The sequence below is a fragment of the Nocardia thraciensis genome, from assembly GCF_054782435.1.
In genome coordinates this window covers 280,466-292,867 of the sequence record NZ_BAAGSM010000033.1, presented here as the reverse complement: position 1 = coordinate 292,867, position 12,402 = coordinate 280,466, and the positions used below count along the sequence as shown (strand labels likewise).

Sequence of the window (12,402 nt, the reverse complement as noted above, 5' to 3'; positions counted from 1 at the left end):
ACAAGACGCCTTCACGCTGGTTTCATCGTCTTCATCGCCCGCTCGGTCTCCCAGAAGGCGCGCAGGGCGGCGATCTTGCCCGCCTCGTCGACCCGGTAGGTGAACACGCCCTCGGCGTCGATGACCTGGCCGCCGATGTGCGTGCGGATCAGGCCGGTGAACGCGACCTCGTTACCGCAGGCGAAGGAGTCGTCGAAGACGAACTCGATCGACTCGGTCTGCGCGATCGCCTTGTCCCAGAACGCCGCTATCGCATCGCGGCCGCGGTGGCCCTTGCCCTCGGGGTCGAAATGCGAACGCCCGATCGGGTCCTCCACTATGCCGTCGGCCGCGAAAAGCTCCAGCCAGGCGGCCTTGTCGCGGGCGCGCACCGCGGCCTGCGAGGCGCGCCCGGCGATGCGCGCGGGGTGTTCGGTGGTCGTTGTCATGCGGGAACTCCGATCGGATCGGCTATGAACTGCTCGGCGAAGCGGTGCAGCGACTCCTGCTTGGCGGCCAAGTCGGCATCGAAGCCGAGGCCGTCGAACACCCACGGCACCACGATGGTGTCGGTGACTCCCGCGGCCGCAAGTTCCGAGTAGCCAGAGCGCCCGAAACGATCGATACATACGACCTGGATTTCGAAAGACTGGTCAGTCCGGTCGTATTCGGCGCGGAGCGCGGTGAGTTTGCCGATGGTTTTGCAGATGTCCTTGTATTTCATCATTGCCGAACACCAGCCGTCGCCTACACGGGCCGCGCGGCGTAACGCTGGCTCGGTATGCCCGCCGATGTAGAACGGTACCGGCCGCTTCGGCGCGGGACTCATCTGCAACGGTCCGAAATCGAAGAATTCACCGTGGAATTCGACCATCCCGCCGCCCAGTACCAGCCGGATGACCTCGATCATCTCGTCCACGCGGGCGCCGCGGCGCGCATATGGCACGCCGCACCATTCGAATTCCTCCGGAGCCCAGCCGATTCCGACCCCGAATCCGAACCGGTCGCCGCTCAGGGCCGCGACCGAGCCGACCTGCCGGGCCAGGAGCAGCGGATTGCGGGAGCCCAGCTTCAGCACGTTGGTGTAGAACTGGATGCTGCTGGTGGCCGCGGCCATGGCGGTGGCGGCGATCAGCGGATCCGCCCAGGGGGTCTCGGGACCCCAGAACCGGTTGCCGTCGGGCGTGTACGGGTACTTCGCCGCCTGCTCCTGCATGTAGAACAGCGAATCCGGCAGCGCGATCGACGAGAACCCGCACTCTTCGGCGGTTTTCGCCAGCTCCGGCAACTGCTCCAGCGGGCTCATCGCCACACCGAGCGTGAACTTCATTCGGGACGCTCCGAGCCCACGACCCACATGGAGAAGTACTGCGAACCGCCGCCGTACGCGTGCCCGAAGGCCTTGCGCGCGTTGTCGACCTGGTAGTCCCCGGCGCGGCCCATCACCTGCTTGGCCGCCTCGGCGAAGCGGATCAAGCCCGAGGCACCGATCGGGTTGGAGCTGAGCACGCCGCCGGACGGGTTGACCGGCAGCTTCCCGCCGATCTCCGTCTCCCGGGCGTCGGTCAGCTTCCAGCCCTCGCCCTCGGGCATGAAGCCCAGGTTCTCCAGCCACATCGGCTCGAACCAGGAGAAGGGAACATAGATCTCGGCGGCGTCGATCTCCTCCAGCGGATTGGTGATCCCGGCCTGCCGCCACAGCGCGGCCGCGGCCTCGCGCCCGGCCTGCGGGCTGACCTGGTCGCGACCGGCGTAGGCGAGCGGTTCGGTGCGCATCGCGGTGCCGTGCACCCACGCGACCTTCTTTCCGCTGGCCTCCGCGGCCGCGGCCGAGGACTCGTCACCGAGCACGATCGCGCAGGCTCCGTCGGAGGAGGGACACGTCTCGTCGAAGCGGATCGGATCCCACAGCATCTGCGAGGCCAGCACCGACTCCATGGTGATGTCGGCCTGCTGCAGGTGGGCCAGGGGATTCTTCGAGCCGTTGCGGCGGTCCTTCACCGCGACCATGGCCCCGATGTGCAGCGGCGCGTTGGCGCGGCGGATGTAGGCGCGCACGTGCGGCGCGAAATATCCACCGGCACCGGCGCCCACCGGCTTGGTGAACGGGACCGGATTCGACAGCGCCCACATGGCATTGGATTCCGACTGCTTCTCCCACGCCACCGCCAGCACCTTGCCGTGTACGCCGCCCTGGACGTGATTGGCCGCGACGATGCCGGTCGAGCCGCCGACCGAACCCGCCGTGTGCACGCGCAGCAGTGGTTTTCCGGTGGCGCCCAACGCATCCGCGAGGAACAGCTCAGGCATCATGGAGCCCTCGAACAGATCCGGCGCCTTGCCGACGACGACCGCGTCGATATCGGCCATGGTGAGCTCGGCATCGGCGAGCGCGCGGTCGATCGCCTCTCGGCACATGCCTGCCATGGACACGTCCGATCGTTTCGTCACGTGATGGGTCTGTCCGGTGCCGAGCACCGCGGCGAGGTTGGTCATCGTGCCTCCAGTTTGGCCACCAGGTTCTGCTGCAGCGCAGGGCCGCTCGCCGCATGGGCGAGGGCGCGCCCGGCGTCGCCGTTCATGATCTGCGTCGCGGCGAAGCCGATGCGCTCCAGGCCCGCCGCGAACATCGGGTTGCCCGACAGGGGCCCGCCCGAGGGGTTGATACGGGTCGAATCGTCCAGGCCGAGAGCCTCTTTCAGGATCAGCTGCTCGTGACTGAACTGCGCGTGCAGCTCGGCGATATCGAATCCGCCAGTGTCGCCACCGGTTACGGCCTGGGCAGCGGCAGTGGCAGAGGCGGAGACGGTGAGATCGCGGGCGCCCAGGATGGGGGTGTCGATGCGATGTGCCATATCGGTCAGCCAGGCCGGGCGCTCGCACAGTTCGCGCGCTCGATCGCCCACCGCCAGCACGATCGCGGCGGCGCCGTCGGTGATCGGGGCGATATCGTGCTCGCGCAGCGGATCGGCGACATACGGTGCGGCGAGCCGCTTTTCGATCTCGGCGTCATCGGTGGCGGAGACCGCGGCCATATCCCGCTCGGTCCAGCGACCAGCGTCCAGCCCGGCCCGGGCCTGCAGCCCGGCCATCGACGTGGCGTCCGGCCACAGGGGGGCGACCAGGTACGGATCGGTCTGCAGGGTGAGAACCTGGCGCAGTGTCCCGGCGGAGGCCTTGCCGAATCCGTACACCAGCGCCGTCTTCGCCTGTCCGGAGCGCAGTTTCACCCACGCCTCGTACAGCGCCCAGGCGGCGTCCATCTCCACGTGCGATTCGTTGATCGGCGGCACCGCCCCGATCGAGTCGATCGCGGAGATGAACGAGAAGGCCCGGCCCGCAAGGTAATCCGAGGACCCGGAGCACCAGAAGTCGATATCGGAGACGCTGATGCCGAGCTTGTCGTACAGGTGTCGGAAGCACGGCGCCAGCATTTCGACGCCGTTGGTGGTGCCGTAGGTCTCGGGGACGTGCGGTGCGTGGGCGAACCCCACCACCGCGATATCGGATGTGTTGTCGCTCAAGGTATTTGCGCCTCTCTACAGATGCTGCGCGAAGGAGTCGTAGTCGGCGTCGGGCTCGCCGGTGGGCTCGAAGTGCGAGATGTTGTCCAGGCCCTCGTGGGTCCACTCCTCGCGGGGCTTCCAGGAGGCCTTGACCCGCATGCCCATCCGGACCTCGCTCGCCTCGCAGCCGAGCACCAGGTGCAGGAACGGAATGTCGGAACCGTCGAGCAGCACGTAGGCGGCCACGTACGGCGGCTTGATGCGCTGGCCCTGGAACGGCACGTTCACGATGCAGAAGGTGGTGACGACGCCGGTGTCGGCGAGTTCGACGTAATCGTCGGTCGGCTCGCCGGTGCGCGGGTCGGCGCCGCGCGGCGGGAAGTACACCTTGCCGTCGGACGAGGCGCGGGCGCCGAGCAGGCGACCCTCCGCGATGGCCCGCAGGTAGACGGTCTCCTGCGGCGCGGCGGTGTGCTTGTAGCGCAGGTCGATCGGGGTGACGATGCCCGTGACGGGCTCTGTTTCGACAGCCGCGCTCGGAGCGGCCGAGGTCTCGCCGGGTTCGAAGCACGCGATGTCGTGAATGCTGCCGGTGCGGACGGCGGCCCAGCGCGCCCGCACCCGCATCCCGGTGCGCAGGTCGTCGGCGGAGGCCACGTCGACCGCGTGCAGCAGCGCGGTGTCGGCGCCGTCGAGCTTGATCAGCGCCCAGGCGAACGGACGATCGAAAGGCTGGCCGGGCAAGGGATCTCGAACCCAGCTCCAGCTCTGCACGATGCCGACATCGGCCACGTCCACGAAGTCGGTGAGCTGATCGGCGGTCACCGGATCGTATTCGGCCGGTGGCACGAACACCCGGCCGTCGGATCCGCGCACGCCGACGATGCGGCCGTCGCGCAGCCCGGTCAGGAACCGGCCGATGGTCGGTCCGACCGAGCGGGTGTAGTCGAACTTCATGCGCAGTTCTGCGGCGAGCACGTCCGGAACGGTTCCCGTTCCAGGCCCACTTCCCTCGGCGATTGTGCCGGTCATGGTGTTCCCCTGAGTCACGATATCGAGTAGAACAGGTTCTTATTCTGGTGGCAATAGTAGCCATGCGACGGAAGGACGTGGAATGCGATTCGGATTGCAGCTCGGATATTGGGGCGCCCAGCCGCCGTCGAATGTCGGAGCACTCGTGGCCGCCGCCGAGGAAACCGGATTCGACGCGGTGTTCACCGCCGAATCGTGGGGTTCGGACGCGTTCACGCCCCTGGCCTGGTGGGGGTCGCAGACCAGCCGGGTGCGGCTGGGCACTTCGGTGGTGCAGTTGTCGGCGCGCACGCCCGCGGCCACGGCCATGGCGGCGCTGACCATGGACCACCTCACCGGCGGGCGGCACATCCTCGGCCTCGGCGTCTCGGGTCCGCAGGTGGTGGAGGGCTGGTACGGCCAGCCGTTTGCCAAGCCGTTGCAGCGGACCCGCGAGTATGTCGGGATCATCCGGCAGGTGCTGGCGCGGGAGGGCAAGGTGGTGAGCGAGGGGCCGCATTTCCCGATGCCCTACACCGGGCCGGGCGCGACCGGACTGGGCAAGCCGCTCAAGCCGATCACACACCCGCTGCGTGCGGATCTGCCGATCTGGCTGGGTGCCGAGGGGCCCAAGAATGTGGCGCTGACCGCCGAGATCGCGGACGGCTGGCTGGCGATCTACTACACGCCGCGGCTGGCCGGGATGTACGACGAATGGCTCGACGAGGGCTTCTCGCGGCCGGGTGCCCGGCGTTCGCGGGAGGATTTCGAGATCGCCGCCACCGCGCAGGTCATTCTCACCGACGACACCCGAGGTGAACTCGATCGGCTGCGCCCGTTCATGGCGCTCTACATCGGCGGCATGGGCGCGGAGGAGCTGAACTTCCACGCCCAGGTGTACCGGCGCATGGGATACGCCGACCAGGTCGACGAGATCACCCGCCTGTTCCGGTCGGGGCGGAAGGAGGAGGCGGCGGCCGCGGTGCCGGACGAGCTGATCCTCGACACCACCATCATCGGTGACGAGGCGCACGTGCGCGACCAGCTGAAGGTGTGGGAACAGGCGGGGGTCACCATGCTCCTGGTCGGGGTGCGCGATACGGCGCAATTCGAGCGCCTCGCACCTCTTGTCCATGTGTAGAACACGTTCTAAGTTCGAGGAGTGACTTCGATGGAGCAGGCACAGCAGCTGGGATTGTGGAATATTGCCGCCGCGGCACCCGAAAAGATCGCGGTGGTCGATCCGTCGGGCCGGGAGGTCAGCTACGCGGAACTGGCCGCGCAGGCCGACCGGTTCGCCCGCGGCCTGCGGGCGCGTGGCCTGCGCACCGGGGACGTGCTGGTGTCGATGGTGCACAACACCGCCGAGGCGCTCGCGGTGTACTTCGCGGCGTATCAGGCCGGGCTGTACATCGTCGCGGTGAACTGGCATCTCACCGGTCCGGAGGTGGCCTACATCCTCGGCGACAGCGAGGCGAAGGCGTTCGTCGCCGACGAGCGTTTCGCCGCGGCCGCCCGCGGTGCTGCCGACGAGGCGAAAGTTCCTGCGGACGCGCGTTTTTCGGTTGGTTCGGTGGACGGCTTTCGGCCGCTCGAGGAACTGGGTGCGGGGGAGAGCGGGCGGCCCGACGCCCGCACCACCGGTGCGCCGATGCTGTACACGTCGGGAACCACGGGGCGTCCCAAGGGGGTTCGGCGTCCGCTCACCGGCGCTGACCCCGATGTGGTCGGGCCGCAGGCGACCGGATTCTTCGGACTGTTCGGCATCCAGCCGTTCGACGGCCACGTCCATATCTGCGGCTCGCCGCTGTACCACACCGCGGTGCTGAACTTCGCCTCCATCTCGATTCAGTTGGGGCACAAGGTCGTTCTGATGGACAAGTGGGAACCCGAGGAGATGCTGCGGCTGATCGACCGGCACCGCGTCACCCACAGTCACATGGTGCCCACCCAGTTCCACCGGCTGCTGGCGCTGCCGGAGGAGGTTCGCGCGAAATACGACGTGTCGTCGCTGCGCTGCATGATCCACGGCGCGGCGCCGTGCCCGCAGGAGACCAAGCGCCGAATGCTCGAGTGGTGGGGCCCGGTCGTCACCGAGTACTACGCCGCCACCGAGGGCGGCGGGACGTCCATCAGCGGTGCGGAGTGGCTGGAGAAGCCCGGATCGGTCGGCAAGGCGTGGCCGTACGCCGTGGTCAAGGTGCTCGACGACGACGGCAACGAGGTGCCGCCCGGCGAGATCGGCACGGTCTACATGCGGATGGGCGGCTCCAATTTCGAGTATCACAAGGACAAGGCCAAGACCGAGGATGCGCGCGTCGGCGATCTGTTCACCGTCGGCGACATCGGCCACATGGATTCCGACGGCTACCTGTTCCTGCACGACCGGCGCTCGGATCTGATCCTTTCCGGCGGGGTGAACATCTATCCCGTCGAGATCGAGGGTGAGCTGATCACCCATCCCAAGGTCGCCGATGTCGCGGTATTCGGTCTGCCGCATGAGGATTGGGGTCAGGAGGTCAAGGCCGTCGTGCAGCCCGCCGAGGGTGTGGTCGGCGACGCGGCCCTCACGCGGGAGCTGATGGAGTTCGCCGCAAGTCGGCTGGCGAAGTACAAACTGCCCCGCAGCATCGACTACATGGACGAGCTGCCCCGTGACCCCAACGGCAAGCTCTACAAGCGCAAGATCCGGGATCGGTATGTGAAGGCGTAGCGCTTTGTCTCCCAGTCATTCCGGCGCGCTTTTGGCCGGAATCTCTGCGATGCGAGGTGGATTCCGGCCAAAAGCATGCCGGAATGACTGGTGAGGAAGATTAATAGCTAACAGTTATAACAGAACCGTACTGATGCGAGTGCTGTCGACCGGTGTAGTCCGGTCGGGTGCTCGGCTGAAACCCACCTGGGCGATGCCAGGTGGGGCATAAGTCGTTGGACCACAACGTATTTCATCGAATCGCTCACGGCGCCACCGGCGGGGGCCTATCGTCGAACAGAGGTATTCGTAAACGGTGTAAATTGGCTCTTGTCAGGACCAAGAACACGTTCTATTTTTGTCCTGTGAGCCACAACATAGCGGACCTTGTCGAACACACCATCGACCTCGTGCCGGACCGCGTCGCGCTGGCCGACGACACTCGCTCGGTGACCTACGCCGAGCTCGAGGATCGAGCCAACCGGCTCGCGCACTACCTGCAGGGGCAGGGTGTGCGGCCGGGCGACAAGGTCGGCATCTACTCCCGCAACACCATCGAGGCCGTGGAGGCCATGATCGCGGTGTTCAAGGCGCGGGCCGTGATGGTCAACGTGAACTTCCGATATGTCGAGAACGAGTTGCAGTACATCATCGACAACTCGGATATGGTCGCGCTGATTCACGAGCGGCGCTACAGCGACCGGGTGACGGCCGTCCGTCCGGCGAGTCCGAAGCTGAAGGCGGTGATCGTGGTGAACGACGGTACCGAGTCCGAGGTGCCGACCGCCCCCGATTCGGTGGAATACGAAGCCGCGCTGGCGACGACGTCCGGCGAGCGCGACTTCGGTGACCGTTCGCCCGACGACATTTTCATGATCTACACCGGCGGCACCACCGGCATGCCCAAGGGCGTGATGTGGCGCCAAGAGGACTGGTGGCGCGTGCTCGGCGGCGGCATCAACTTCATGACCGGCGAATACGTGGAAGACGAATGGCAGCAGGCCAAGAACGGCGCGAGCAACGCGCAGCTGACCCGCTACCCGATCCCACCGATGATCCACGGCGGATCGCAGGCGGCCACCTTCCACAGCCTGTTCGACGGCGGCAAGGCGATCATGCTGCCGGAGTTCACCGGGCACGGCGTCTGGCAGGCCATCGACCGCCACAACGTCAACCTCATCTTCATCACCGGCGACGCCATGGCGCGTCCGATGCTCGACGCGCTGAAGGCCGGTCACCCGGAAACCGGTGAGCCGTACAAGCATTCGAACCTGTGGGCCCTGGCCAGCAGCGCGGCGCTGTTCTCGCCGTCGCTCAAGGACGAGTTCATCGAGCTGCTGTCGACCACGATGATCACCGACTCGATCGGCGCCTCGGAGACCGGTTTCGGCGGTCTGGCCGTCGCGTCCAAGGGCGCCACGCACACCGGCGGTCCGCGGGTGAAGATCGACGCCTCGACCGCGGTGCTCGACGAACAGGGCAATCCCGTCGCGCCCGGTTCGGGGCAGGTGGGCATGCTCGCGCGCAAGGGCCACATCCCGGTCGGCTACTACAACGACCCGGTCAAGACTGCGGCAACCTTCAAGGAGTTCAACGGGATTCGCTACTCCATCCCCGGCGACTACGCCCGGGTGGAGGAGGACGGCACCGTCACCATGCTCGGCCGCGGGTCGGTGAGTATCAACAGCGGCGGGGAGAAGATCTACCCCGAGGAGGTCGAGGGCGCGCTGAAGTCGCATCCGGAGATCTTCGACGCGCTGGTGATCGGCGTCGCCGACGAGCGCTGGGGGCAGCGGGTGTGCGCGGTCGTGCAGTGTCGCGGCGGCAAGCGGCCGACCCTGGACGAGCTGCGCCCGATGCTGACCCAGGAGATCTCCTCCTACAAGATGCCGCGCAGCCTGTGGTTCGTCGAGGAGATCAAGCGCTCGCCCGCGGGTAAGCCCGACTACAAGTGGGCGCACTCGCACGCGGAATCGCGCCCGGCCGACGAGGACGCGCCCGCCCCCACGACCAAGTAGGTCGCCCAGCGGGTGCGGTCGTCGGGTAAATGGTGTGGCGCATGTGGTCTATGTCACGTTTGAGACGTGAATGCCCTGGGTTTCGGGGTGTTTCTTGTCGGTGCCCTGTGCCAGAGTGTCTGACATGAGCAAGACGGTCAGTTCCGCCGGTTCCACCGAGATCACTCGCGAGGTGCTGGAGCAATTCGAGGGGTACCGGCGGGAGCTGTGTGCTTACGCCTACCGGATGCTGGGGTCCTCGTTCGAGGCCGAGGATGCGGTACAGGACGCGTTCACCCGGGCGTGGAAGGCCTACGGCTCGTTCGAGGGCCGGTCCAGCATCCGTTCGTGGCTGTACAAGATCACCACCAATGTCTGCCTGGACATGCTGGACGGCCCGCAGCGGCGGGCCCGGCCGATGGACCTGTCGGGTCCGTCGAGCCCGGACACGCCGCTGCCGCCCGCCCAGCCGGACTACGTGTGGGTCGAGCCCATCCCCAACGGCATGGCCTTCGGCGCCGATCCGGCCGAGCACGCCACGGCGAAGGATTCGCTGCGGCTGGCGTTCGTGGCCGCCGTGCAGCATCTTCCGGCCACCCAGCGCGCGATCCTGATCATGCGCGAGGTCCTGCGCTTCTCCGCGAACGAGACCGCCGACATGCTGACCATGTCACCGGCCTCGGTGAACAGCGCGCTGCAGCGGGCCCGGGCCACCATGTCCAAGGTGCAGCCGGACGAGTCCGGCGGCTACGACGAGTCCGATGAGGAGCAGCGCAAACTCGTCGAGGGCTTCGTCAAGGCGTTCGAGGCCTACGACATGGACACGCTCACCTCGCTGCTGAAACAGGATGTGGCACTGTCCATGCCGCCGTTCGAGCTGTGGGTCTCCGGCCCGGAGAACGTCGCCCAGTTCATGCTCACGACCGGTCAGGAGTGCCGGGGTTCCAAGATGATCCCGCTGGCAGGAGCCAACGGCCTGCCCGCGTTCGGCCACTACAAGCCGAGCGAGGAGCCCGGCGTGTACAAGCCCTGGTCGATCACCGTCCTCGAACTCGACGGCGACCAGATCAGCGGCCTGCACTTCTTCCTCGACACCGACCGCATGTTCCCGCTGTTCGGGCTGGAGAAGGAATACCGAGAGAGCTAGTCGACAAGCACGCGGCCCCGCCGGGTGGGTGTTCAGGCGGCCGGGGCGGCCATGTAGAAGAGTTCCCACTGGTGGCCGTCCGGGTCGATGAAGGTGCGGCCGTGCATGCCGACCTGTGCCTCTTGGGCGCGCTTGTCCGCGTTGACCTCCTCGGTGCCGCCGGCGCCGACGGCCGCGGCGGTGAGGTCGTCGACCTCCTGCGCGCTGCCCAGTGACAATGCGTAGAGGGATCCGATGGTTGTGACGGTGTCGGCGATCGGCCTCTTGGTGAACGTCTCGAAGAACGAGGGCACCAGCAGCATCACGCAGATGTTGTCGTCGATGACGACGCAGGCGGCGTTGTCGTCGGTGAAGTCCTGGTTCACCTTCCATCCCAGCGCCTCGTAGAACTTCTTGGACCGCTCCAGGTCTGCGACGGGGAGGTTGAGGAAGATCATCTTGCTGGCCATGCCGGTCCCTTTCGACTGCGCACTCGGTTCGTGTACATGGATTCAGACGGGTCGGGCCGCCGAAACTCATCGAATAGTTGCGGACCGTAACGAACCGTCCAGGTGCGGACGGTGCGCGTGTTCGGGCGACGACGGCGTGTGCCACGGATTCGACCCGCGGAGGCACCGAGCTGAACAGCTGACGACCGGGAAGTAACGCGTGTACGAAATATGCAGCGACGCTGTGGGTTCGGGCGGTCGGAGGAGTTGGTTTTGGATTCTGTAGGTGTGCACCCTGATGTGGCCGAGGCGAGGCGCCTTGTCGGCCGGCTGGGGTTGGCGTTGTCGGCCGCGATCGCCGAGACCGACAACGCCGACTACGGGGCGTACGTGTCCAGCGTGGGTCGTGGGTCTGTCCGGTTTCGGGTGGGCAAGCCGACGCCGGCGAAGGTCGGCCTGTTCGTCACGGTGTGGCGGCGCGCCGGGGACGGGTCGACTGAGCCGTTCACCAGCGAGGAAGGCGTCGATCTGCTGGTGATCACTGCCCGGGAGGGGTGGCGCTTCGGTCAGTTCGTGTTCCCGAAGACCGCTCTGGTCGAGCACGGCATCGTGTCCGTGGCCGGTCACGGCGGTAAGCGCGGGTTTCGTGTGTATCCGCCCTGGTCGGTGACGGGCAACAGGCAAGCGCGGCGGTCGCAGACGTGGCAGTGCGACTACTTTCTCGATCTCGACGACGGCCATGATCCTGATCTGCCGCGGGCACACCGCCTATACGACCCGGTGCTGCCGACATCGGCCGACAAGCCCTGAAAAACCAGCGCCATTCATCTCCCAAGTCACCACCACGGAAGGTGGGTGCGATGCGGAAATGTCAGTGCGGCGCCGCGCGGCCAGCACATATGGTCCAGTCATGACCAAATCCGACGCAGCATCCTCCGATCCGTCCCGCGAACACGGTCGAGAGGCCGCCGAACCTGCGGAGAGCGCGGGCGGGGGCCCGCTGACCGGCGCGGTCTATCTGATCACCGGAATCCAGGCCGCGGGGAAATCCACCGTGGCGCAGGCTCTCGCCGAGCGGTTTTCGCTGTCGGCGCATGTGCGCGGCGATACCTACCGGCGCGCGGTGGTCAGTGGCAGCGCCGAGATGTCCCCCGATCCGAGCCCGGAGGCACTGGCGCAGCTGCGGTTGCGGCACCGCCTGGCGGCTCAGGTCGCGGATGGTTATGCGGCGGAGGGGTTCACGGCCGTCCTGCAGGACACGGTCCTGGGCGAGCTGCTGCCGTACACGGTCGAGCAGATCCGGACCCGCCCGCTCTATGTCGTAGTCCTGGTACCTCGGCCCGAAGCCGTCGAGCGCCGCGAGGCCGGTCGCGGCAAGAAGGCGTACGGCACCTTCACCGTCGCGGACCTCGACAAGGTCCTGCACGCGGAAACCCCGCGCCTCGGATTGTGGCTGGACTCTTCGGATCTCACCGTAGAGCAAACCGTCGACCAGATCCTCACCCGCGCCGAGCCGCTGTCCGAATTCGACTACGCGGTCGAGCGCCTACAGCGGGCAAGTGCGGAGCTGAACCGCAGACTCGCCTGACCAGAAGCTCGCGAGCTCCGGGTGAACTCCGCGGGGTGTGAGATCCCGGCCAAG

Annotated in this window: 12 protein-coding genes; 6 read left to right on the top strand and 6 right to left on the bottom strand. The window is 66.9% G+C overall.

Going from position 1 to position 12,402, the window contains the following annotated elements:
- Nucleotides 1–11 precede the first annotated feature (11 nt).
- From ACYVLQ_RS22500 to ACYVLQ_RS22480, 5 genes are read right to left on the bottom strand one after another with little or no spacing between them, the layout of a single operon-like run.
- Nucleotides 12–428: a nuclear transport factor 2 family protein gene (locus ACYVLQ_RS22500; protein WP_460699475.1), complete on the bottom strand. Its 417-nt coding sequence runs from the start codon at nucleotides 426–428 to the stop codon at nucleotides 12–14.
- Nucleotides 425–1,309, bottom strand: coding sequence for a TIGR03619 family F420-dependent LLM class oxidoreductase (locus ACYVLQ_RS22495; RefSeq protein ID WP_460699474.1), 885 nt, complete (start codon nucleotides 1,307–1,309; stop codon nucleotides 425–427). The genes ACYVLQ_RS22500 and ACYVLQ_RS22495 overlap by 4 nt, the downstream gene beginning before the upstream one ends.
- Nucleotides 1,306–2,475: a thiolase domain-containing protein gene (locus ACYVLQ_RS22490; RefSeq protein WP_460699473.1), complete on the bottom strand. Its 1,170-nt coding sequence runs from the start codon at nucleotides 2,473–2,475 to the stop codon at nucleotides 1,306–1,308. The genes ACYVLQ_RS22495 and ACYVLQ_RS22490 overlap by 4 nt, the downstream gene beginning before the upstream one ends.
- A complete protein-coding gene (locus tag ACYVLQ_RS22485; RefSeq protein ID WP_460699472.1) occupies nucleotides 2,472–3,503 on the bottom strand; it encodes a thiolase domain-containing protein in 1,032 nt (343 codons plus the stop codon). The genes ACYVLQ_RS22490 and ACYVLQ_RS22485 overlap by 4 nt, the downstream gene beginning before the upstream one ends.
- A gap of 15 nt (nucleotides 3,504–3,518) precedes the next feature.
- A complete protein-coding gene (locus ACYVLQ_RS22480; RefSeq protein WP_460699603.1) occupies nucleotides 3,519–4,517 on the bottom strand; it encodes a Zn-ribbon domain-containing OB-fold protein in 999 nt (332 codons plus the stop codon).
- An 82-nt stretch (nucleotides 4,518–4,599) separates the two neighbouring features.
- On the opposite strand from ACYVLQ_RS22480, the gene ACYVLQ_RS22475 reads away from it, so the two are divergent.
- From ACYVLQ_RS22475 to ACYVLQ_RS22460, 4 genes are all read left to right on the top strand, one after another.
- Nucleotides 4,600–5,637, top strand: coding sequence for an LLM class F420-dependent oxidoreductase (locus ACYVLQ_RS22475; protein WP_460699471.1), 1,038 nt, complete (start codon nucleotides 4,600–4,602; stop codon nucleotides 5,635–5,637).
- Nucleotides 5,638–5,667: 30 nt separating this feature from the next.
- Nucleotides 5,668–7,209: an acyl-CoA synthetase gene (locus tag ACYVLQ_RS22470; protein WP_460699470.1), complete on the top strand. Its 1,542-nt coding sequence runs from the start codon at nucleotides 5,668–5,670 to the stop codon at nucleotides 7,207–7,209.
- A gap of 344 nt (nucleotides 7,210–7,553) precedes the next feature.
- Nucleotides 7,554–9,206, top strand: coding sequence for an acyl-CoA synthetase (locus ACYVLQ_RS22465; RefSeq protein WP_460699469.1), 1,653 nt, complete (start codon nucleotides 7,554–7,556; stop codon nucleotides 9,204–9,206).
- A gap of 124 nt (nucleotides 9,207–9,330) precedes the next feature.
- Complete coding sequence (locus tag ACYVLQ_RS22460) at nucleotides 9,331–10,332, top strand: sigma-70 family RNA polymerase sigma factor (protein ID WP_460699468.1); 1,002 nt, start codon at nucleotides 9,331–9,333, stop codon at nucleotides 10,330–10,332.
- Nucleotides 10,333–10,364: 32 nt separating this feature from the next.
- On the opposite strand, the gene ACYVLQ_RS22455 is transcribed toward ACYVLQ_RS22460, so the two are convergent.
- Nucleotides 10,365–10,781: a VOC family protein gene (locus ACYVLQ_RS22455; RefSeq protein ID WP_460699467.1), complete on the bottom strand. Its 417-nt coding sequence runs from the start codon at nucleotides 10,779–10,781 to the stop codon at nucleotides 10,365–10,367.
- Between the two features lie 279 nt (nucleotides 10,782–11,060).
- On the opposite strand from ACYVLQ_RS22455, the gene ACYVLQ_RS22450 reads away from it, so the two are divergent.
- Together ACYVLQ_RS22450 and ACYVLQ_RS22445 are read left to right on the top strand one after the other, a co-directional pair.
- On the top strand, nucleotides 11,061–11,570 hold the full coding sequence (locus tag ACYVLQ_RS22450) for a MepB family protein (protein WP_460699466.1): 510 nt from the start codon (nucleotides 11,061–11,063) through the stop codon (nucleotides 11,568–11,570).
- Nucleotides 11,571–11,670: 100 nt separating this feature from the next.
- Complete coding sequence (locus tag ACYVLQ_RS22445) at nucleotides 11,671–12,348, top strand: AAA family ATPase (protein ID WP_460699465.1); 678 nt, start codon at nucleotides 11,671–11,673, stop codon at nucleotides 12,346–12,348.
- The last annotated feature ends 54 nt before the right edge of the window (nucleotides 12,349–12,402 follow it).